The following is a 21,448-nucleotide window of genomic DNA, read 5'->3' as shown; positions in this document are numbered from 1 at the left end:
GAATCGACGAACGACAGCCGAGGTGGCATGGATGGCAATGTGGGACCGGCTCAAGGATCAGGCCAAGGGGCTGCAGCAGGCGCAGGGCGGGCGTAGCTCCGCCGGCCACGGCGGGTCTGCCGCACGGACGGGCGGTGGATCGAAGGCTCAGCTGGTGGGTGTGCTCAAGACCCAGCTCAGCTCGCTCAAGACAGAGCTGAAGAGCGGCGCCTTCCGGGACGCCACCATGGCCATGTGCGCGCTGGTCGCGGCGGCCGACGGCTCGGTCGACCCCGCCGAGCGGCAGCATGTGGAATCGCTGATCCTGCAGAACGATGTCCTGCAGAATTTCCCGCCCGAGCAGCTGCGCGAGCGCTTCAACAAGCACGTCGACCAGCTGTCGTACAACTTCCAGCAGGGCAAGACCACGGTCATGCAGGAGATCGCCAAGGCGGCCAAGAAGCCGGCGGAGGCGCAGGCGGTCGTGCAGACCGGGTTCGTCGTCGCCGGCGCGGACGGGTACATCGCCCCGGCCGAGGAGCAGGTGCTGCGGGAAGCGTGCGCGGCGCTGGGCGTGAACCCGCAGCAGTTCGGTCTCTGAACCGGGTTCCGGCCGGAGTTGGCGTCGCCGCCCCGTCCTTGGTCGTGTGCTGATCAAGGACGGGGCGGCGACGCCGCGTTCAGGCGTCGTGGCAGCTTCGCCCCGCGTGCGTGCGCCGTTCAGGTCGACGGGGGCACGAACTCGGGCTGGTCGAGCACCCGCAGCCAGCTGCCGTCGGGCTGGCGCCTGACGACCTGGGCCCGCGCGCCCGCGCCGTCCTTCGGCGGCGTCGAGGTGAGGGCGATGTCGCCGCTGATGAGCGTGGGCAAGGGCTGTTCCGCCTCGAAGCGGGGGCCGTTCGCCAGCACCTTCGCCCAGAGCTCGCGGATCGCTTCCCGTCCCACCGTCTGCCGGCCTGGCGGATAGGCGAGCACCGCGTTCTCGTCGTACAGCGCGGCCACCCCGGCCGCGTCACCGGCGTTGGACCGCTCGACGAACAGACGGGTGATGTCCTCGGGCCGCATGGCCTTCTCGTACTCCGGCATGGCTTCCTCCTGACCTTGGCGGGCATCGGCTGGTGCCGGTCTGCCGCTCCGGCAGTGCTGCTCCAGCTCCGGCAGTGCTTCTCCAGTGTCCGCAGGCTCCCCGCCAGAAGTCCAACAGATGGTTCTTCTGCCGACTAGAATCTCCAGTCATGGAACTGAGGCAGCTGGAGTACTTCGTCGCAGTCGCCGAGGAGCAGAACTTCACGCGCGCGGCCGAGCGTGTGCACATCAGCCAGTCCGGTGTGAGCGCCCAGATCCGGCGACTTGAACGGGAAGTAGGCGCCGAGCTGTTCGACCGGTCGGGCCGGACCGTCACGCTCACCGTCGCGGGGAAGGCCGCACTCGCATACGCCCGTGCCGCACTCGCCGCGGCCGAAGCCGTGAGCGAGTCGGTGGGCGAGGTGGCCGGGCTGGTCCGCGGGCGGCTCACGGTCGGCATGGTGATCGGCTGCACCCTCACACCGTTGTTCGACGCCCTCGCCGCCTTCCACACGGCGCATCCCGGCGTGGAGATCGCGCTCCTGGAGGACAGTTCCGACCGGCTCGTCGAAGGCGTACGGACCGGCACGATCGACCTGGCGCTCATCGGGGCCGCGGACGCCGCCCCCGAGGGTCTCGGCGCGCTGACCCTCATCAGCGAACGGCTCGTGGTAGCGGTCCCGGCCGGGCACCCCTTGGCGAAGCGGCGGCGCGTCATGCTGCGCGATCTGATGGCGCACCCGATCGTGTGCATGCCGCCCGGCACCGGGTTGCGCGCGGTGTTCGATCAGGCGTGCGCGGCGCAGGGCCTTCAGCCGTCGATCCCGCTGCAGGCCGGCGCCGCGGACGCCATCGCCGAACTCGCCGCCCGCGGTCTCGGTGTCGCCGTCCTCAGCGACTCGATGGCGGACGGCCACCGCGACCGGCTCACCGTCCACCGCATCGTCGACGCGAGGACACCGGCGCTGCTCGCGCTGGTCTGGAAGAACGCGGACCATCCGCCGGTGCGTGAGGTGCTCAAGGACTGCCGACGTGCGTTCAAGGGAACCGGTCCCGTATGAGGAACCGGCCCCTCGTAGCCCGTCAGCCCGACTCGGGCGCGTAGACCGACTCGAAGGCCCACTCCCCCGAACCCACCGCGTACACCGCCCTGTTGTCCCCCTCGGAGACCAGCCGCGCACCTCGCGGCGCCCGCACCTCTCCGGAGGTCGTCGGTACCTCGACCGTGGCCGTGCTGCCCGCGGGCACGCGGACGTTCAGGCGCAGGGTGCCGCCTTCGCGGCGCCAGTCGCTGACCGCCTGGCCGTATGGCGTCGTGTACGTGCCGCGGGCCGAGGTGAGGTCGCCGACGACGGCCGGGGCGATGCGCAGTTCGCGGTAGCCGACCGAGCCGGGAGCCTGGTCGAGGCCGGCAAGCCGGGTGGTGAACCAGGCGTCGATCGCGCCGAGCATGAAGTGGTTCTGCGACTGGCCCGAGCCGCCGTCCCAGGTCTCGCCGAGCGCGGTGTTGCCGGCGACGACCTGGAAGCCGTAACTGGGGGACGTGGTCTGCGTGGCGATCTTGTAGACGAGGTCGTCACGGCCGGACCGCGACAGCACGCGGATCGCGGCCGGCAGGGAGATCTCGCCGAGCAGCAGATGGTGGTCCGCCGCCTCGATGGACGACACCAAGTGGCCGAGGAGACGGTCGCGTTCGCCCTGCGGGTGGGCGCCCATGTCGAGGGCGAGTGCCTCCGCGCCCTGCCCGCCGCCGCCGAATGTCCCCGTCGCCGGGTCGTAGAACTTGTCGGAGAGCGCCCGGGCGCTCGTGTCCGCCTTGGAGCGGTACGTCGCCACGTCCTCGTCCTCGCCCAGGACCCGTGCGATGTCGCTGAGCCCGTTCACCACCCGCCAGTAGCCGTACGTACCGGACACGGCCTTCGGGAAGGTGCGGTCCGGGGTGAACCAGTCGCCGAGCGAGTAGTCGAGGATGCCGTCCACGACCTTCTGCTCGAGGAAGGCCACGTACTTCTTCATCTGCGGGTAGTACGCGCGCAGCGTCTCCTTGTCGCCGTACGTGGTGTACAGCTGCCACGGGACGAGGACGAACGCACCGCCCCAGTTGGCGTCGTTGCGGTACGTGCCCGCCAGCTGCACGTAGTCGGGGACGGTGGAGGGGATCAGACCGTCCTCGGTCTGCGCGTCCGCCATGTCCCGCACGATCTTGCGGAGATACGCCTCCATGTCGTAGTTGGCGGCGAGGGTGGGGAAGACGAGCTGGTTCTGTTCAAGCCAGCCGAGCTTCTCGCGGCTGGGGCAGTCGGTGAGGACGCTCATCATGTTGCCCTCGACGGAGCGGCGGATGAGCGAGTGGATGCCGTTGACCAGCTCGTTGGAGCTGCTGAACGAGCCGGCCGAGGCGTTGTCGGCGCGCAGCACCTTGCCGCGCACCGACACCTCGGCGCCCTCGGGCAGCCCGCGGATCTCGACGTAACGGAAGCCGTGGTAGCTGAACTTGGGGTGCCAGGTCCCCGGACCTGATCCCGCGCCGGTGGTGTAGCCGTCCCACAGGGGTGCGCCGACATTGCTGATGGATTGGTGGGCGTGGCCGTCCTTGAGGCTCTCGGCGGGGTACGCGCGGACGGCGGTGCCTTCGGGTGCCGTGACCGTGATCTCCGGCCAGCCGGCGATGTTGCGGCCGAGGTCGAAGATGCGGCTGCCCGGTGCGGCCTCGGGTACTTCCTTGCCGTTCAACGTCTCGACGACGCGGACCGGTTCGGTCTCATGGGCGCTGAGCGCCGGCGGGTCGTCGTCGAGGGCAACACGCGTGGCCCCCTTCCACTGCGAGCGATCGGCACCCGGCTTGTTCCACCCCGGTATCGCGCGGCGCGCGTCGTAGTCCTCGCCGCCGTACCAGTGCGACGACGTGGTCGCACCGAGCGTGGTGCGCCAGTCGGGTCCGCTGGAGATACGGCGTACGGTGCCGTCCGCGAGCGTCACCTCCAGCTGTGCGATGAGCGCGGGGTCGGCCTTGTTGCCGTACAGCTTGCGGTAACGGTCGGCGGTGCTGAGCTGGTTGGAGATCCCGTTGCCCAGCTCGACGGCCACCGTGTTGGCGCCGGGCCGCAGTTGGTCGGTGATGTCGTACGTCGCGTACTGGACGCGGTCGGCGAAGTCGGTGTTGGCGGGCTCAAGGACCGCGTCGCCGACCGCCCGGCCGTTGATGTCCGCGTCGTACACCCCGAGCCCCGCCATGTAGAGGCGCGCCTGACGCACCCCCTTCGGCAGGGTGAAGTCCTTGGCGAACAGCGGGAGTCCGGAGGGCAGATACGGCTCGGGCGGGCGCTGTCCGGTGACGTCGGCGACCGTCTCGTACGGGCCGTCGGCCGCCGTGGCGGTGGCCAGCGTGTAGTCGACGGGGAAGCCCGGCACGCGCCCGTCGTCGGTGAGGACGTCGGCGCGCGGGTGGAGCACCACTTGGTCGAAGGTCTTCGCCTCCTTGAGGTCGAGGGTCACGGTGACGGGCTTGTCGCGCACGTCCGTTGTCGGGTGCGGCAGGCTCGCGTAGCCGGCCGCCTGGCTCCAGGCGCTGTTGGTGACGCCGTCGACGGCGAGTTTCGGCTCCCAAACCTTGCGCTCGGTGTCGGACTCCGAGGCGGTCACCGTGGCGCCCTGGGCGAGTTCGGTGTCCGGTGCGGCAGAGTCGCGTACCGCTATCTCGGCCAGCTGCAGGCGATGCGCGAGCGCGGGGAACTCGTCGGCGAGCGGCAGTCCGAGCCGGGTGACGTCGAGGCGCAGATAACGCGCCGTGGTGCGGGGGACGGTCACGGTGACCGGCTGCACGGAGCGCTCGCCCAGCTGCCAGTCCTCATGGGTGATCCAGTCCGCGGACCAGTCACCGCTCTTGGTCAGGCCCGTCTCGAAGACGGCGGGCGCGCTCCAGCCGGAGGCGCGGTCGGACCCTTGGGACCAGACCTGTACGCGCCAGTGGACGCGGGTACGGGAGCCGAGGGTCTTCCCCGCGTACGTGGTTCCCGGGACGGCCGAGGTGACCTTGTCCGAATCCCACAGGTCGGGGCGGTCGCGTTCCAGGGCGGCACGGCTGGTGGCGGCCTGCACCCGGTAGGCGCGCTGGACGGCGCCGGGACCGCGGGCGGTGAGCTGCCAGCTGAGGTCGGGTGTGGTGTCGTCGATACCGAGGGCGCTGCCCAGGTGCTGGGTGCGCAACGAGGTGGCGTTCAGGCCCGCCGCGGTGCCGGCCGCGGACGGTGCCGCGGACGGCACGACCGTGACCAGGGCGGTCAGGGCGGTGGCGAGCAGGAGGGTGCGTCTGGCCATACGAGGTCTCCGGTTCGGGTGGGGCGGGCGGCGGCGTTGCAGCACGAGGCAGGCGTCAGGCGGAGGCGGGCGTCAGGCAGAGGACGGCTTCAGTTCCACGGTCAGCGGCCGGCGCGGACGCAGCGTCACCGGCCCCAGGAGGCCGGACGGCAGGGGCTTCTTGCGTTCATTGGACAGGGTGTTGGACACGCGGACCGCGAAACGGTTCACTCCGGGCCTCAGCCCCTCGGTGACGTCGAGGACATACGGAGCCCACACCGCCGGACCGAACTCCTTGCCGTTGAGCGTCACTTGGGCGACCTCGCGCACCGTGCCGAGATCGAGCAGGATGCGCCGCCCGTCCAGGAAGGCCGCGTCGAGGGTGATGTCCTTGGTGTAGGTGGCGCTCCCGGAGAACAGCGGGTCGAGGTCGACCCAGCTCGCCGGCGGCCGGGTGACGGGCTCGGCGCCTTCCTTCGCGAGCGTGACGGTCCAGTCGCCGTCGAGCGTGAGCGGCGTCAGCGGATCCTCGACCTTCGCGGTGCCCCGGTAGGTGCGTCCGCCGTCGCGGCCCGTGAGGCGGAAGGTGCCGGCCGCGTCGGCGAGTGCGCTCACGCGCAGGGTGCGGCGTTCGCGGGTCACCGCGGTGACGGGCAGGCCGTCGGCCTCGGTGAGGTGGGGCGTGGGCGCGGTGTTCCTCCGTACGACCACGGCGAGCGTCTCGTACGGGGCGAGAGTGAGCGGCACCCGGACGGCTCCGCGCGTGCTCGGCCCCTGCACCGGTGCGGGCCGCGCCTTGCCGGTGGCCGGGTCCCACAGCTCGGGCCGGCCGTCGGCGGGCAGCGTCGCCAGGGTCCTGACCGCGGCGCCGCTCTCGTTGTTGAACAGGAACGCCGTGTCCGTGCCGCGCGTCGTACGCAACACCCTTACCGCATCGGCGGAGGGCTCGAGGACGGCCGCGGCCACCCCCTCCTCGTGCGCGACTTCGCGCAGCCCGTCCACCGTGGCGATGTGCACCGCACGGCCCTTGCCGAGGCGCCGCACCCCGTCCTGGGGCAGGAGCTTGGCGAGTTCCGCGACGAGCGCCGCGTCATCGCCGTCGGCCGCGAGCTTCGGCAGCTCGCCGACGGCGACGACGGTCCCGCCGGAGCGTACGAAACGGGCGAGCGCACGAACGGTCGCCGTGTCGAGGACGGGCGTCGTGGGCAGCACGACCAGCTGGTACGACGCCTCCCCCACGTGCAGGGTGCCGTTGACCGCCTCGGCCTGGGCGAGGAGTTCCTCGTCGCCGCTGAGCGCGCCTTCGTGGACGAGGTCGAAGTCGACCTGGGCCCGCTCGAGCGCGAATGCGGCCGCGGGCAGCCCGTCGTCCACCTCGTCCTGCCGGTCGGTCCCGGCGAACTGCTCGGCGGCGCGCTGGGGTTGCAGGATCGCGGTGCGGGCCTCGGAGGTTCCCCGCGCGAGCTCCATCACCCGGCCGATCCACGCGGAGACCGGCGGCATCGCCCACCACCACGGGTTGCGCGGTCCGAACGGCGGCGCGAAGAACACCCGCTGCTCGTCGGTCCACAAGGCGTGCAGCACCGTGAGGTTGATACCACGGGCCGCGAAGGCGCCGAGCAGGGCGCGCATGAAGTCGGGGGCGATCTGCCAGCCCATGTTGCCGAACGCCTCCATCAGGACGCGCGGCCGGCCGGTCTGGTGGGCCACGGAGGCGGGGTTGCGCGGGTCCATCGTCGGGGTGTCCAGCTCGTACTCGGCGGTGATGCAGTCGCCGCCGGGCACCTGCGCCCACTGGTTGACCTTGTGCAGATCGCCGGTGGACAGGATGCGCTTGGACATCCCCACCTCGTCGTACAGCGGGTTGGTGACCAGGCGTACGCCCCACTTCGCGTACTGCTCCGCCTGCTTCTCGAAGTAGCGCGAGAAGCGGTTGGAGACGGCGCGCCAGTACCGGCCGCGCAGCACACGCCCCCGGTCGCCGAGGTCGTCGAACGCGCTCGCGTACGCGGCCCCGGGCTCGGCGCCGGTCTCGGCCAGGGCGGCGGCGAGCGCGGGCGACCAGGGGCGGCGCTTGAAGGGGTGCGGACCCGCGGAGGCGATGAAGGGTTCGTCGTCCCAGAAGCCCTTGACCACGCTGCCGAAGTGGCGGCCGAACCGGCGGTGGTACTCGCCGGGCACGATGTCGAGGAACAGCTCGACGGGCTCGTCGTCCAGGAGGTCGGTGTAACCGCGCACGTAGCCCGAGGAGTCGTCCACCAGGTCGACGCCGCCGAACAGGTCGATCTGCCAGCGTCCGGCCGGTGCCTGCCAACTCCCGCCGTCCGCCTGCGCGGTGAGCTCGATCAGGTCGTCGGCGTCCGCGGAGCCCACCGGGCGGGCGGTGGCGGCCATGGCGCGCGGGACGCCGTCGGGTACGGCCCGGTTGACGAAATCCCCCGCCGCGGCAGGGGTGTCGAAGGTCTGGGAGTACAGCGTGCCGCTGCCGTCGGTGACCGTCAGGTCCTCCCACAGGGCGCGCTGCCCGTCGCGGGCGTGCACGCCGACACCGCCGCGCGTGAGCGTCTCGTCGGTGACGGTGCCCTTGTCCTTGCCGTCGAGGGTGACGGAGCAGACCGGGCCGCGCAGGGTGGCGGTGAGCGCGTGGAACTTGGTCTTGTTGAACCCGTCCGTACGCGTCGATCTGGCCAGCTGGGTGACCTTGCCGCCCGCGACACGGGAGAGCGTGACGACACCGCTCTGGTCGAACTCCACGAGCAGTCCCTCGCGGCCGTCGGCCGAGGCGCGCACGAGCATGCCGCCGGCCGCGAGGTCGGCCTTGATGGTGCCGGTGACGGTCACGTCGCCCCACTGCGCACCGTCGCGCAGTACGGCCGGTCCGGCGAGCACCGCCGCGTCGGCGACCAACTGGCCCTTGTCCACGCCGACTCCGGTGGTCTGCGCCAGGCTGACCTTTGCCGGTCCTTCGACGACCGCGGTGGACCGCCACAGGCCCTTCAGGGCCAGTTCGGGCCGGGGCTTGTACGTGCGGGAGCCGACGGTGCCGCCCTTGGTGATGAAGTAGCCGGCGCGGCCGCTCGGGAAGTGGTTGTCGTTGAACAGCCAGACCTTCATGCCGGTCCGCGCGGCGGTCTCGATGACATGGCCGACGACGCCGAACCAGCCTTCCGTGAAGAAGGCCGGCTGCATGTCCGCGTTGTCGTAGGGGAAGACGACGACCTCGTACATGCCCTTGTCCCGCAGGTCGGCCATCTGCCGCTCCACGAGCTCGTGGGTCACGGGGCCGTTCCAGTACCAGTAGACGGCGGGTCTGCTGTCCCGGCGCGGATCGACGAATCCGGCGGGGTCGAAGCCGCGCGCGCCGGAGGCGGCGTCGAGGCCGAGCACCCCGGCCGCGGGGACGTCGGCGAGCGCGGCACCGGGGACACCGGCGGTGACGGCCGCGGCGGTCAGCGCGGACAGAGCGACGAAGCTGCGCCGGCTCACGGCCGGAGCATCACCGTCCGGAGCCTGCTCGAACGGCTGGGCGGGCTGGGGGTGCTGGGGCATCTGGGAACTTTCTGTTCAGGGGTGGAGAACGCGGGTCAGGAACGGGCGAGTGCGGCGATCTCCTGCGCGCTCAAGGCGTGGTTGTGCACACGGAATGCGGCGATCGCGCCCTGCAGATACGGGTGGGTGGAGTTCTGCGAGCGGCCCAGATAGGCGCGGGGCGTCACGCCGAGAAGCAGCGGGGAGGAGACGAAGGACTCGTTGCGCCCGGACTCCGCGCCGTCGACGTAGAGGACTCCCCCACCGGACCCGAGCACGAGCGCCACGTGGGCCCACTTGCCGGTGGGCAGCGGTGCGTCACCGTCGATGAGGTCCTCGCCCTCCATTCCCGCGATCTTCAGGGCCGCCCGGGGCCGCCCGGTCCCCGTGCGTGCGGCGAGGAAGAGGTAGGTGCTCTTGTGGAAGCCGAGGTCGAAGATCCGGGCCGAATTGACCTGGGCGTCGACGCGGACCCACGTGCTGAGCGTGAGCGCGGTCAGTCCCGTGATCAGCCCGGAGGGCAGCACCACATGCCCGCCCTGCCCGTCTAGCGCGACCGCGGGGGTGCGGCCGTCGCGCCCTGTCGTCCACGAGGCGCCGTCGGCCAGCGCGCCCGCGGGCCGTATGCCGGTGGTGTCCCGCACCGCGGTACCGGACCCCTCGTCGAGGAGGTAGCGCGCCGTCTCGCGCGGTGGCGCGGGAGGCGGTTCGGTCGCGAAGTAGACGTTGTAGTGCTGGTGGTGGATCTGGTGGAACGGCAGCAGGGCGACGTCGCCGCCATCCGTCTGCGACGCGCTGAAGCGCACCGGATCCGTCCCGACGCGGCGCAACGACGAGCGCACCAGGGACGGGATGGTGGGCGACTTCACGTCCCCGTACGCGCCGGCGAGCACCAACGGCCCGTACGACAGGGCGTGCACGTGCGGGTTGTCGGGTGCGGGACGCCAGGTCAGCGCGCGCGGGAAGGACAGTTCGACGGTGTCGCCCGCACGCCACAGGCGGTCGAGGGTGAGGAGACCGCCCGGCTGCACGAGCTCGGGGGCGACGGGCCTCGAGTTGACTCTCACCTGCGCGGTGAGCGGCCGGTCCGCGTCCGCGAGCCAGCCGGGGATACGGACCTTGAGGCGGAAGCGGGCGGTACCGCGGCGCACGGTGATGCGCACCGGGCCCGAAGCGTCCGGATGGCCGCCGGACTGACGGAGGGTCACTCCCGTTCTGCGCCAGGTCAGTTCGGAGGGGATGAAGAGGTTGACGTACAGCTCGGGCAGGCTCTCCGGGTGAGAGTCGGCCGACTCGAAGTAGATGCTGTCGGCGAACTTCGTCTGTGTTTCGAGACCGGTGCCGTGGTCGCAGGAGAAGTTGTCGTAGTCGCTGCTGTAGCTGCCCGGCGCCGCACCGAGCCCGCCTTTGGGCTGCCGCCGCGAACCGGCCCACAGGCCCGTGTAGTAGGTGACATAGCCGTGGGCGGAGTCGGGGTCCTGCTCGCCGAGCATCTGGTTGCACAGCGCCCACTCGTAGTGGTCCATGTAGGCGGTCCGCTCCGGATCGTGCAGGAACAGGCCGCGGCCCAGCTTGAGCAGGTTGTACGTGTTGCAGTTCTCGCAGGTGTCCTCGGAGAGCCGGCTGACGAGCTCGCCGGGCGGCCCGAAGAACTCCTGGTTGGAGTTGCCGCCGATGGCGTAGGTGTGATCGCGGACCACGATGTCCCAGAAGTGCGCGGCGATCTTCCGGTAGCGGTCCTCGCCCGTGGCCTCGTAAAGCCGCGCGGCGCCCACGATCTTGGCGATCTCCGTGTTGGCGTGCCGTCCGGCCAGCTCGTCGCGGCCCTCGGCCAGCGGACCGAACAGGTCCTCCTGGTCGAAGCGGCGCGCGGTGCGCAGCGCCACCGCATCGCCCGTGGCCAAGTGCAGCGCGGCGAGCACGTCGTTCATGCCGCCCCACTCCACGCGCAGCACATTGTTCAGGCCGCTGCGGTCGAGTGCCGCGAGACGCCGCTCGGCCCAACGGGCCATGCGCTGAAGGACGTTGAGCGCCTCCTCGTTGCCGCAGAGCCGGTACTGGTCGAGCAGCCCGGCCATGATCTTGTGGATCGTGTAGTACGGGGCCCAGGGTTTGCCGCCCGCTTCCAGGTCCGCGAACACCTGCTCGGGAAAGGCGGACAGGTAGCCCTCCGAGAAGCCTGCGGCGGGGGCCGCGCGCTGGCAGGCCGCGAGGGCGCCGACCAGGTAGCGGCCCTTGTCCGCGTACTCCTGGTCTCCGGTGTTTGCGTACGCGAGCGCGAGCCCGGACAGGAGGTGGCCGGTGGTGTGTCCGCGCAACTGGATCGTCGGCGCCTCCCAGCCGCCGCAGGGTTCCGCGTCCGAGTCGAGGCCCACGGTGACGCGGAAGGTGTGCAGCAGGCGGTCGGCGTCGACGGCCTTCAGGTAGGCGCAGGTGCGGAGCATGTTGGCGCGGAACGGGCTCTCGAGAAGCCTGACGTCACCGAGGGGCAGTTCGGCGAGCAGGGGGCGTCGCCCTGTCGCGGCCGCGGGGACGGCAGGCGCACGGACGGGGCCGGCGGCGCTCGCGCTCCCCATTCCCGACACGGCGGCCACGGTCACCCCCGACAGGGCGACGAAGGTGCGTCTCGGAAGGGGTTGACGGGTCATGGGGCGGCTCCGTTACGGCGGGTGCGGGGCGGCGGCGGGTGCGTCACCGAGGCGTGCAGGAGGCCGCACAACGGGCGCGAGCTGGTCGGCCCATCTGCTGGCACCCTCAGGCGAGTTGAATCGTTTCGGGTCGCATCGACGGCCACTCTGCGCGAGCCCGCAACGGCCGTCAAGACCTCTGTACGGGGAAAGTTGACACCCACCCCTTGCCTGGCGCTTCACCTCAACGTAGGTTCCTCGCGCACTGATTGAATCGTTTGAACCGTTCAATCCGTCCCGGACACTCAACGAGGAGAGCCATGAGCCTGCGACGCCGGACCCTGCTGAGAATGAGCGCCGTGGCAGGCGCCGCGACGGCTCTGCACTGGGGCGGCGCGACGGGCACCGCCACGGCGGCTCCCTTTGCGGGCGCGGTCCCCGGCCTCGGCGCTCCCGCGTCCTCGGTGCGCCCCAAGTTCCGCTGGTGGTGGCCCGACGCCCTGGTCGACACCGCCGAGATCGCCCGCGAGATCCGCGCGATCGCCGAGGGCGGCTTCGGCGGTGTGGAGATCGCCGCGGTCACGCACAGCATGACCGAGCAGCTGGACACGGTCCGCTACGGCTGGGGCACCGCCGCCTGGCGGGCCGCGATCGAGGCGGCGCTGCGCGAGGCGAAGAAGCGTGACGTCGAGGTCGACCTCACGATCGGCCCGGCCTGGCCCGCCGCCGTGCCCTCGATCACGCCGGACGACAAGGCCGCGGCGAAGGAACTCGCCCACGGATTCGCAGTCGTGACGGCCGGCTCGACCTACGACGGCCCCCTGCCGGCCGCCCCGGCCCCCGAGGAGGAGGGCGTCATCGAGCAGCGGCTGCTGACCGTGCAGTCCGTCCGGGTCTCGGCCGGCAGTTCACCGGAAGCCGAGCCGGTGCGCCTCGACCAGGCGACCGTCACCGATGTCACGGACCGCGTCGCGGGCTGCCGCATCACGTGGTCCGCTCCCGCCGACGGCGCGACCTGGCTGCTCGTGGCGTACTGGGAACGCGGTTCCGGCCAGCGCCCCGAGGGCAGGGACCACACCACTCCCCTGTCCTACGTCGTGGACCACTTCAGCGACGCGGGTACGCGCGCGGTCACCGACTTCTGGGAGCGGCACATCCTCACGCCCTCGATCCGCGGGCTCCTTCGCGAGACGGGCGGGGCGCTGTTCGAGGACTCCATCGAGATGGAGACCGAGGCGACCCTGTGGACCCCCGCGCTCCCCGCCGAGTTCGAACGCCGCCGCGGATACGCGCTGCTCCCCTACCTGGCCGCGTTCATGGAGCGGCACGAGGACCACGTCTTCAGCTTCGAGCCGACGCTCGACAAGGCGGTGCGCCGCGACGTCATGGAGGTGATCACCGAGCTGTACGTCGAGCACCATCTGCTTCCGTTGCAGAAGTGGGCGCACACCCTCGGGCTGAAACTGCGCATCCAGCCGTACGGCCTGGAGACCGACGCCATCTACAAGTCGGCGCTCCTGGACATCACCGAGGGCGAGTCGCTCGGCTTCAAGAACCTGGACGACTTCCGGTGCCTGGCCGGCGGGCGGGACATGGGCGGCAAGCGCATCGTGTCGAACGAGGCGGGCGCCACGGCCGGCGGCGCGTACGCCACGACCTGGGCCGACACCCTCAAGAAGCTGGTCACGCAGTACGCGGCCGGTGTCAACCAGGCCGTTTTCCACGGTTTCGCGTATGCCGACGCCCCTGGTGCCCAGTGGCCGGGCTTCGCCGCCTTCTCGCCCTACTCGGGTGCGGCCGGCTACGGCGAGGCGTGGGGTCCGCGCCAGCCCACGTGGCGGCACACGCGGTCCATCGCCGACCAACTCGCGCGTGTGCAGGCCGTGTTGCAGACCGGCGTCAACAAGGTCGACGTCGGGGTGCTGCGGCAGAAGGGATACGCCGGGTCCGGCCTGGGCGCTCCATGGTTCTCCGGTGACGGCGTGCCGGTCGGCTGGACGCACACGTTCCTCAGCCCGCGCCTGCTCGATCTGCCGTCCGCGAAGGTCCACGGGGGCCGGTTCGCACCGGACGGCCTGGCGCTCAAGGCCCTCGTGGTCGACGGGGACATCATGGCGGGCCGCGAGCACACCCTGGAGCTGGGAGTCGCCGAGAAGCTGCTCTCGTACGCGAAGGCGGGGCTGCGCGTCATCCTCGTCGGCGACTGGTCGGACGCCCGCGTTCCGGGCCGGGCCCGGCCCGGCGACGACGAGCGGCTGCGTCGACTCCTCGCGGAGCTCGGCACGTTGAAGACGGTCCACACGGTGGCCGACCGGCCGGACATCCCGGAGGCCATCGCCGCGCTCGGGCTGCGCCGGGACGTCGAGTACGCGCAGTCGTCCATGCTGCTGCACACGCACCGGGCGAGTGACGAGGCCGACTGGTTCTACTTCGCCAACGACGCGGTGAGCAAGAAGGGGTCGACCGGGTCCCGCATCACCCACGACGTCACACTCACCCCGCACGTCAAGGGAGCCGTCCCGCACCGGCTCGATCCGTGGACGGGCGAGGTCGCCCCGATCGCCCTGTACACGCGCACCGACGACGGCCGGATCCGGCTGACGGTGGACCTCGAGCCCGGCGCGGTCACCGTGGTCGTGCTGGCCCGCCCGGCCCGTGACCTGCCCCGCCGTCATGCGACCGCCACCCAGGCGGACTCGATTCGCCTGAGGGACGGGGCGCGCCCTGAAGTCCGCGCCGCGGCCGCGGGCTCGTACACCACCACCCTCGACGACGGCCGTACGGTCGAGACCACCATCGGCGCGGTGCCGGAACCCGTCGCGCTCACGTCCTGGACGCTCACGGTCGACGACTGGCGGCCGGGAGCTAGCGCCACCGAGACGGCGCACGAGCGGCACGTGGTCGAACTGGCCGCGCTCACCCCCTGGTCGAAGATCCCCGGCCTGGAGGACGTCTCCGGAGTGGGCCGCTATCGCGCGACCCTCGAGCTGGGCGCGGAGTGGTCCGCGCGGCACGGCGCGTATCTGCACCTGGGCGGTGTGTGCGACACGTTCCACGTGCGGGTGAACGGCAAGGAGCTGCCGCCGGTCGACCAGCTGACCCGGGTCGCGGATCTCGGCTCCCGGCTGCGGCGCGGCACCAACACCATCGAGGTGGAGGTGGCGAGCCCCCTCCTCAACCGCCTGCGCGTCACCCGCCCGACGGTGTTCGGCGCCGCCAAGCGGCAGGACTACGGCCTGCTCGGCCCGGTGCGGATCGTGCCGTACGGCGTCGGGACCGTGCGCGTGTGAGACGTGGCGGGCGAGGCGCATGACGAGGGGGACCGTCCGCAAGGACGGTCCCCTTCGGGGCTCAGCCGGCCGCAGCGTGTCACTCCCGCGCCAGGCTCGACTGCCGTACCACGAGCTCCGGTTGGAGCACCACGTGCTCGTGGCGGTGCCGGTCGGCGTCGGTGTCGGTCTCCTGGAGCAGCATCCGGGCGGCGAGGGTGCCCAGGGTGCGGGCCGGCTGGCGGACCGAGGTCAGGGGCACCGTGGCGGCCGCCGCGAACTCGATGTCGTCGTAGCCGACGATCGCGATGTCCTCGGGGACCTTGACGCCCGCCGCGTACAGCGCCTGGAGCACACCGAGGGCGAGCAGGTCGTTGGCGCAGAAGACCGCCGTGGGGCGTTCGCCCAGACCCAGCAGCCGGCTGCCCGCGTCGCGTCCCGCGCTCACGTCGAGCCGCTCGGTGGGCAGTTCACGCAGCAGTCCGGCGTCGAGACCCGCCTCCGCGAGCGCGAGATGGGCGCCCTCGCGCCGGTCCTGCACCTGCTTCAGATGGGGCGGTCCGCTGACGTACGCCAGCGAGCGGTGGCCCTGTGCGAGCAGGTGACGTACCGCCAGGGCGCCGCCGGCCACGTCGTCCACGGACACGGAGCAGCCCTCTTCGTCACCGGTGACACGGTCCACGACGACATACGGAATGCCCTGCCGGCGAAAGGCGCGCAGGGTCTCGCCGCTGGGGTCGGCGGGGGTGACGAGTGCGCCGCGTACGCGCTGTTCGGCGAAGAGCGACAGGTAGTGCGCCTCTTCCTCGGCGCTCTGGTCGCTGGTGCACACCATCACGCCGAGCCCGGCTTCGCGGGCGGCCCGTTCGGCGCCGCGGGCCACGTCGACGAAGAAGGGGTTGCTCAGATCGAGGACGAGCAGCGCCATGATGCGGCTCTGTCCGGCGCGCAGTTGGCGGGCGGACTCGCTGCGCACGTAGCCGAGGCCTTCGATGACCTCCTTGACATGGCGCAGGGTCTGCTCGGAGACGCGGTCGGGCTGGTTGAGGACGTTGGACACCGTCCCGACGGACACTCCCGCCGCGCGCGCCACGTCCTTGATGCCGACGGGCGGCCGCCCCCCTGCCATGCGTCCCCCTGAAGTCCTGCTCGCTGTGCCCGCCGTACGGGAGCCCGGTCCGTTCCTCATGCCAGGTGGAAGATCTCGGTCAGCGGGCGCATCGCCCCGTCCGGCGACCGGCCGTCGAGCTCCTCGAAGAAGTCCGCCATCTCCGCCTGCCAGCGGGAGTTCACATCGGTGGCGTCCATGGCGGCGCGTGCCGCGTCGAAGTCGTCGGTCTCCAGATAGCCGACGAGCAGGCCGTCCTCGCGCAGGAACAGCGAGTAGTTGCGCCAGCCGGCCGCCGAGAGCGCCGTGCGCATCTCCTGCCATACGTGACGGTGGCGTTCGCGGTACTCGTCGATCCGGTCGCCGCGGACACGGAGCAGGAAGCAGACACGCTGCATGCCGGTGAAGTCCTCTCACGGGGTGGGGCCGTCAACGCCCGGCGTTGACGGCCCCGTTGGGTCGGGCGGTCCAGCGGTCGAACGGCTCAGAAGTCGAAGTCGTCGATGTTCGACTTGCTGAAGACGGTGGGCTTGCCGAGCGAGACGACACCGTCCTTGCCGACCGTGAACTCGCCGAGGTCGCCGGCCTTGAACTTCTCGCCTTCCTGCCCGGTGATCTGTCCCGACTCCAGGGCGACGGCGGTGTGCGCGGCGAGAGCGCCGAGCTTCGCCGGGTCCCACAGCTCGAAGGCCTCGACGGTGCCGTTCTTGACGTAGGCGCGCATGTCGTTCGGGGTGCCGAGGCCGGTCAGCTTGACCTTGCCCTTGTACTTCGAACCGGCCAGGTACTGGGCGGCCGCCTTGATACCGACGGTGGTCGGAGAGATGATCCCGGCGAGCTTCGGGTGCTCCTGGAGGAGGCCCTGGGTCTGCTGGAACGACTTCTGCGCGTCGTCGTCCCCGTACGCCGTCTTGACGAGCTTGATGTCCTTGTACTCGGGCTTCTTGAGCTCGTCCTTCATGAAGTCGATCCAGGTGTTCTGGTTCGTGGCCGTCTGGGCCGCCGAGAGGATCGCGATCTCGCCCTTGCCCCCGATCTGCTTCGCCATCTCCTGGACCTGGGTGCGGCCGAGGTCCTCGGCGCTGGCCTGGGAGACGAAGACCTGGCGGCAGTCGGCCTTGGTGTCGGAGTCGTAGGTGACGACGCTGACACCGTTCTTCATGGCCTGCTTCAGGGCGGTGCACAGCGCGCCCGGGTCCTGCGCGGACACGGCGATCGCGTCGGCCTGCTGCTGGGTCAGCGTGTTGACGTAGCTGACCTGCCCGGCGGTGTCGGTGCCGCTGCTGGTGCCGACCTCCTTGTACGTCGAGCCGAGCGACTCGACGGCCTTCTTGCCGCCGTTGTCGGCGGTGGTGAAGTACGGGTTGTTGACCTGCTTGGGCAGAAACGCGACCGTGAGGTCCTTCTTGGTCTCGGCGTTCGGGTCGGCCTTGCCCGCGGCCGCGGTGCCGCCTTCCTTGGCCGCGTCGTCCTTGGTGGTGCCGCCGCACGCGGTGGCGCCCAGGGCGAGTGCGGCCGTGACGGCGAGCGCGGCGGTCAGACGGCGGGTGCGTGCGGTGCGCGTCAGAGACATGGGTGTCCTGCCTTAGTGGGTTACGAGGGGTGTGGGTACGAGCGGGGAGGTGCGGGCCGCGGGCGCGGCCCGCCCTGTCATGTGCTGGGCGCGGCCTGCGGTGGAGGCGCTGCCGCTGTCCTTCGGCGGGCTCGTGCCTGGGCGACCTGCCGGCCGATACGGGGTCCGAGGACGGAGATCACGAGCAGGACGCCGGTGACGACGATCTGGGACTGGGCGGAGACGTTCTGCAGGCTCATCGCGTTCTGCAGGGTGCCGAGCAGGAACACACCCGCGATGGCGCCGCCGAGGGTTCCCTTGCCGCCGTCGAAGTCGATGCCGCCGAGCAACACGGCCGCGATCACGGAGAGTTCGAGACCGGTGGCGTTGTCGTAGCGGGCGCTGGCGTAGTGCAGGGCCCAGAAGACTCCGGTGAGCGCGGACAGCACACCGGTGGTGACGAACATCGACAGCTTGAGCCGCTTGACGCGGATCCCGGAGAACCTGGCGGCCTCCTCGCTCGCACCGATCGCGAAGAGCGAGCGTCCCGTCGGCGTGGCATGCAGCACGACCACGGCGATCGCGAGGAGCACGAGGAAGGGGAAGAGGGCGTACGGGATGAAGGTGTCGCCGATCCGGCCGGCACCGAAGTCCAGGTACTGGGTCGGGAAGTCGGTGACCGAGTCCGAGCCGAGCACGATCTGGGCGATGCCGCGGTAGGCGGCCATGGTGCCGATGGTGACGGCGAGCGACGGCAGGCCGAGGCGGGTCACCAGGAGCCCGTTGACCAGACCGCACACGACGCCGAGCAGCAGACAGATCGGGATGATCGTCTCGATGGCCATGCCCGCGTTCCAGAGAGCGCCCATGACGGCCCCGGACAGACCCGCCGTGGAGCCCACGGACAGGTCGACCTCCCCGGAGATCACCAGCATGGTCATCGGCAGCGCGATCAGGGCGATGGGCAGCGTATTGCCGATCAGGAACGAGAGGTTGAGCGCGTTGCCGAAGTTGTCGACGAACGAGAACGAGCAGATGAGGAGCACCAGGAGCAGGGCGCCGACGGCGCTGTCCCAGCGCACCGCGCCGCCGAAGCGCGCGAGGGCGGAATGCTTCGTGAGCTCCGGTACCGCGGAGTTCTTGGTGAGCTCAGGCATGGCGGGCGCTCCTCAGCTGTGCGGCCTGCTTGCGCAGCACTGCGGCGACCCGCAGGGCCAGGATCCGGTCGACGGCGATGGCGAGCAGCAGCAGGATTCCGTTGATGGCGGTGACCCAGACGGAGCTGACGCCGATGGCCGGCAGGACGCTGTTGATCGAGGTGAGAAGGAGGGCGCCGAGCGCGGCGCCGTACACGGAACCGCTGCCGCCGGTGAAGGCGACACCGCCGACCACGACCGCGCTGACGACGGTGAGTTCGTAGCCGCTGCCGGTGGCCGAGTCGACGTTGCCGAACCGGGCCAGGTACAGGGCGCCGGCGAGACCCGCGAGGGCGCCGCACAGCACGTACGCGGTCATGATGCGCTTGCGTACGGGGACACCGGCGAGCGTGGCGGCCTCGGGGCTCGAGCCGAGTGCGTACATCTCGCGGCCGCTGCGGTAGCTGCGCAGGTAGTAGCCCACCGCCGCGAGGACGGCGAGGGCGAGCAGCGCCAGGTAGGGCACGACCCAGATGCCGTCGTGGCCGAAGTCCACGAAGCCGTTGGGGAGATCGTCGGCGGTGATCTGCTGCGAGCCGACCCAGATGGAGTCGATGCCGCGCACGATGTAGAGCGTGCCGAGCGTGACGACCAGGGCGGGCACCTTGCCGAGGCTGACGAGCGCGCCGTTCAGCGCGCCGAACAGGGCGCCGAGCGCGACGGCGAGCAGGATCGCGATCAGTGAACTGCCGCCGTCCTGCAGATAGGTGCCGGCGGCGAACGCGGAGATGCCGAGGACCGAGCCGACCGACAGGTCGACGTTGCGGGTGATCACGACCACGGCCTGGCCGGTGGCGACCAGGACCAGGATGGTGGCGTTGAGCAGGAGGTCCTTGATGCCCTGTTCGGACAGGAACTCGGTGTTGGACAGCTGGGTGGCGCCGAGCATCACCAAGAGCACGGCGGCCACGGCGAGTTCGCGGGCCTTGAACACCTTGTCGATGAGGCGGCGCCCCGCGGCGGGCTCCGGTACGGCCTCTTCGCGCACCGGAGTAGCGGTCACCGTCATGCGGCACTCCCCTGGTTCGTACGGCCGGTGGCAGCCGCCATCACGGACTCCTCGGTGGCCTCGGCGCGGGTGAGTTCGGCGGAAAGCCGTCCCTCGTGCATGACGAGCACCCGGTCGGCCATGCCGAGGATCTCCGGCAGGTCCGAGGAGATCATCAGGACCGCGACGCCTTCGGCGGCGAGCGCGGAGAGCAGGCGGTGCACCTCGGCCTTGGTGCCGACGTCGATACCGCGGGTCGGCTCGTCGACGATCAGCACCTGGGGCGCGGTCGCCAGCCACTTCGCGAGGACGACCTTCTGCTGGTTGCCGCCGGACAGGGTGCCGACGACGTCGCCGAGGCGGGCGTACTTCACCTGGAGCCTGACCGCCCAGTCGACGGAGCGGCTGCGCTCGGCCTTCCGGTTCATCAGGCCCGCGCGGGTGGTGTCGGCGAAGCCGGTCAGGCCGATGTTGCGCTCGATGGACATGTCCATCACCAAGCCTTGCGCGCGGCGGTCCTCGGGGACGAGGGCGAGGCCCGCGGCCATGGCCAGGCTGGGGGCGCCGGGCTTGAGCCGGGTGCCGAGCACCTCGACCTCGCCGCCGTCGAAGCGGTCCACGCCGAACACGGCGCGGGCGACCTCGCTGCGTCCGGCGCCCACGAGTCCGGCCAGGCCGACTATCTCGCCGCGGCGCACGTCGAAGGAGACATCGGTGAACACGCCTTCGCGAGTCAACCGCCGCACGCTGAGCGCCACTTCACCGGTCCGCGTGTCCTGCTTGGGGTAGAGCTCGGCGAGGTCGCGGCCCACCATGCGGCGCACCAGGTCGTCCTCGGTGAGCCCGTCGAGCGGCTCGCTCGCGATCCAGGCGCCGTCGCGCAGGGTGGTGACGCGCTGGCAGAGCTGGAAGATCTCCTCGAGGCGGTGCGAGATGAACAGCACGGCGGCGCCCTGCTCGCGCAGGGTGCGCACGACGCCGAAGAGGCGCGCCACCTCGCTGCCGGTGAGCGCGGCGGTGGGCTCGTCCATGATCAGGACGCGGGCGTCGAAGGACAGGGCCTTGGCGATCTCGACGAGCTGCTGGTCGGCGATGGACAGACCGCGGGCCGGCTGGTCGGGGTCGAGGTCCACGCCGAGGCGCGCGAAGAGGTCCGCGGTGGCCCGGCGCACCGAGGCGTGGTCGACGCGGCCGAGGGCCCTGCGCGGCTGGCGGCCCATGAAGATGTTCTCCGCGACGGACAGGTCGGGGAAGAGCGTCGGCTCCTGGTAGATGACGGCGACGCCCGCGTCACGGGCGTCGGCGGGACCGTGGAACTCGACGGGCTCGCCGTCGAGAAGGACCGTGCCGGTGTCGGGGCGGTGCACGCCCGCGAGCGCCTTGATCAGCGTCGACTTGCCCGCGCCGTTCTCGCCGGCCAGGGCGTGCGCCTCTCCCGCGTACAGCCGCAGGCTCACTCCGCGCAGGGCCCGCACGGCACCGAAGGACTTGCTCACCCCCTCCAGCGCGAGTACCGGAGTCGTCTCCGGTTCAGGATGCGTCATTGCGTATCTCCATGGGTGTGTCGAGGTCGTGCGCGGGGCACTTGAGCGGCTCGGCAGCCGGAGGATCTCTCGAACTGAAATGTTTCAGTGAAGTTGCCCGGAAGCTAGCCCCGTCCGTCGGGCTGGTCAATAGCCCGGGCTGCGGCAAGCTGCCTGTGCATGGCGCGATGTGCCGAATTGTTCCGACCTCTTCCATGTGAACTGCACTGATAGACCGGCCGAAGCAAGGGTGCGGCACCGCCAACGACACGATTGCGTAACGCGGTTGGCATCCGTCCGACCCCCTTGACGAGTCT

General features: G+C 71.0%; 13 protein-coding genes. 3 read left to right on the top strand and 10 right to left on the bottom strand.

Going from position 1 to position 21,448, the window contains the following annotated elements; genetic code table 11:
- Positions 1-31 precede the first annotated feature (31 nt).
- The gene (locus tag G6045_RS02590; RefSeq protein ID WP_165330093.1) at positions 32-580 is read left to right on the top strand and encodes a tellurite resistance TerB family protein; all 549 of its coding nucleotides are present in this window, start codon (positions 32-34) and stop codon (positions 578-580) included.
- Positions 581-699: 119 nt separating this feature from the next.
- On the opposite strand, the gene G6045_RS02585 is transcribed toward G6045_RS02590, so the two are convergent.
- Positions 700-1,065: a YybH family protein gene (locus G6045_RS02585; RefSeq protein ID WP_165330092.1), complete on the bottom strand. Its 366-nt coding sequence runs from the start codon at positions 1,063-1,065 to the stop codon at positions 700-702.
- A 149-nt stretch (positions 1,066-1,214) separates the two neighbouring features.
- On the opposite strand from G6045_RS02585, the gene G6045_RS02580 reads away from it, so the two are divergent.
- On the top strand, positions 1,215-2,105 hold the full coding sequence (locus G6045_RS02580) for a LysR family transcriptional regulator (RefSeq protein ID WP_165330091.1): 891 nt from the start codon (positions 1,215-1,217) through the stop codon (positions 2,103-2,105).
- Between the two features lie 22 nt (positions 2,106-2,127).
- Here the strand turns inward: G6045_RS02580 and G6045_RS02575 are convergent, their stop codons facing one another.
- From G6045_RS02575 to G6045_RS02565, 3 genes are all read right to left on the bottom strand, one after another.
- Positions 2,128-5,361: a family 78 glycoside hydrolase catalytic domain gene (locus G6045_RS02575; RefSeq protein ID WP_165330090.1), complete on the bottom strand. Its 3,234-nt coding sequence runs from the start codon at positions 5,359-5,361 to the stop codon at positions 2,128-2,130.
- 72 nt (positions 5,362-5,433) lie between these two features.
- Positions 5,434-8,889, bottom strand: a complete 3,456-nt coding sequence (locus tag G6045_RS02570) for a glycosyl hydrolase (RefSeq protein ID WP_165330089.1) — start codon at positions 8,887-8,889, stop codon at positions 5,434-5,436.
- A gap of 35 nt (positions 8,890-8,924) precedes the next feature.
- Complete coding sequence (locus G6045_RS02565; RefSeq protein WP_165330088.1) at positions 8,925-11,516, bottom strand: glycoside hydrolase family 127 protein; 2,592 nt, start codon at positions 11,514-11,516, stop codon at positions 8,925-8,927.
- 329 nt (positions 11,517-11,845) lie between these two features.
- On the opposite strand from G6045_RS02565, the gene G6045_RS02560 reads away from it, so the two are divergent.
- Entirely contained in the window at positions 11,846-14,785 is a 2,940-nt protein-coding gene (locus G6045_RS02560; protein WP_235967477.1) for a glycosyl hydrolase, read from the top strand.
- Between the two features lie 79 nt (positions 14,786-14,864).
- Here the strand turns inward: G6045_RS02560 and G6045_RS02555 are convergent, their stop codons facing one another.
- From G6045_RS02555 to G6045_RS02530, 6 genes are all read right to left on the bottom strand, one after another.
- Positions 14,865-15,893: a LacI family DNA-binding transcriptional regulator gene (locus tag G6045_RS02555; protein WP_165330086.1), complete on the bottom strand. Its 1,029-nt coding sequence runs from the start codon at positions 15,891-15,893 to the stop codon at positions 14,865-14,867.
- Between the two features lie 56 nt (positions 15,894-15,949).
- On the bottom strand, positions 15,950-16,270 hold the full coding sequence (locus tag G6045_RS02550; protein ID WP_165330085.1) for an L-rhamnose mutarotase: 321 nt from the start codon (positions 16,268-16,270) through the stop codon (positions 15,950-15,952).
- An 86-nt stretch (positions 16,271-16,356) separates the two neighbouring features.
- Positions 16,357-17,445 carry a rhamnose ABC transporter substrate-binding protein gene (rhaS, locus tag G6045_RS02545; RefSeq protein ID WP_165330084.1) on the bottom strand — a complete coding sequence of 363 codons (1,089 nt, stop codon included), beginning with the start codon at positions 17,443-17,445 and terminating at the stop codon, positions 16,357-16,359.
- Between the two features lie 77 nt (positions 17,446-17,522).
- Positions 17,523-18,581 (bottom strand): ABC transporter permease, encoded by a 1,059-nt coding sequence (locus G6045_RS02540; protein ID WP_206343193.1) that lies wholly within the window; start codon positions 18,579-18,581, stop codon positions 17,523-17,525.
- The gene (locus G6045_RS02535; protein WP_165330083.1) at positions 18,574-19,629 is read right to left on the bottom strand and encodes an ABC transporter permease; all 1,056 of its coding nucleotides are present in this window, start codon (positions 19,627-19,629) and stop codon (positions 18,574-18,576) included. The genes G6045_RS02540 and G6045_RS02535 overlap by 8 nt, the downstream gene beginning before the upstream one ends.
- On the bottom strand, positions 19,626-21,152 hold the full coding sequence (locus tag G6045_RS02530; protein WP_165330082.1) for a sugar ABC transporter ATP-binding protein: 1,527 nt from the start codon (positions 21,150-21,152) through the stop codon (positions 19,626-19,628). Before G6045_RS02530 ends, G6045_RS02535 begins: the two co-directional genes overlap by 4 nt.
- Positions 21,153-21,448: the final 296 nt, after the last annotated feature.

Source organism: Streptomyces mesophilus (genome assembly GCF_011044995.1).
In the GTDB taxonomy this organism is placed as follows: domain Bacteria; phylum Actinomycetota; class Actinomycetes; order Streptomycetales; family Streptomycetaceae; genus Streptomyces; species Streptomyces mesophilus.
This window is presented reverse-complemented; position numbering and strand designations above follow the sequence as displayed.

Excerpts from the sequence above, each read along its gene's own strand:
- G6045_RS02590 (WP_165330093.1), top strand. The coding sequence starts at position 32 with ATGGCAATGTGGGACCGGCTCAAGGATCAGGCCAAGGGGCTGCAGCAG.
- G6045_RS02585 (WP_165330092.1), bottom strand. The coding sequence starts at position 1,065 with ATGCCGGAGTACGAGAAGGCCATGCGGCCCGAGGACATCACCCGTCTG.
- G6045_RS02580 (WP_165330091.1), top strand. The coding sequence starts at position 1,215 with ATGGAACTGAGGCAGCTGGAGTACTTCGTCGCAGTCGCCGAGGAGCAG.
- G6045_RS02575 (WP_165330090.1), bottom strand. The coding sequence starts at position 5,361 with ATGGCCAGACGCACCCTCCTGCTCGCCACCGCCCTGACCGCCCTGGTC.
- G6045_RS02570 (WP_165330089.1), bottom strand. The coding sequence starts at position 8,889 with ATGCCCCAGCACCCCCAGCCCGCCCAGCCGTTCGAGCAGGCTCCGGAC.
- G6045_RS02565 (WP_165330088.1), bottom strand. The coding sequence starts at position 11,516 with ATGACCCGTCAACCCCTTCCGAGACGCACCTTCGTCGCCCTGTCGGGG.
- G6045_RS02560 (WP_235967477.1), top strand. The coding sequence starts at position 11,846 with ATGAGCGCCGTGGCAGGCGCCGCGACGGCTCTGCACTGGGGCGGCGCG.
- G6045_RS02555 (WP_165330086.1), bottom strand. The coding sequence starts at position 15,893 with ATGGCAGGGGGGCGGCCGCCCGTCGGCATCAAGGACGTGGCGCGCGCG.
- G6045_RS02550 (WP_165330085.1), bottom strand. The coding sequence starts at position 16,270 with ATGCAGCGTGTCTGCTTCCTGCTCCGTGTCCGCGGCGACCGGATCGAC.
- rhaS (WP_165330084.1), bottom strand. The coding sequence starts at position 17,445 with ATGTCTCTGACGCGCACCGCACGCACCCGCCGTCTGACCGCCGCGCTC.
- G6045_RS02540 (WP_206343193.1), bottom strand. The coding sequence starts at position 18,581 with ATGCCTGAGCTCACCAAGAACTCCGCGGTACCGGAGCTCACGAAGCAT.
- G6045_RS02535 (WP_165330083.1), bottom strand. The coding sequence starts at position 19,629 with ATGACGGTGACCGCTACTCCGGTGCGCGAAGAGGCCGTACCGGAGCCC.
- G6045_RS02530 (WP_165330082.1), bottom strand. The coding sequence starts at position 21,152 with ATGACGCATCCTGAACCGGAGACGACTCCGGTACTCGCGCTGGAGGGG.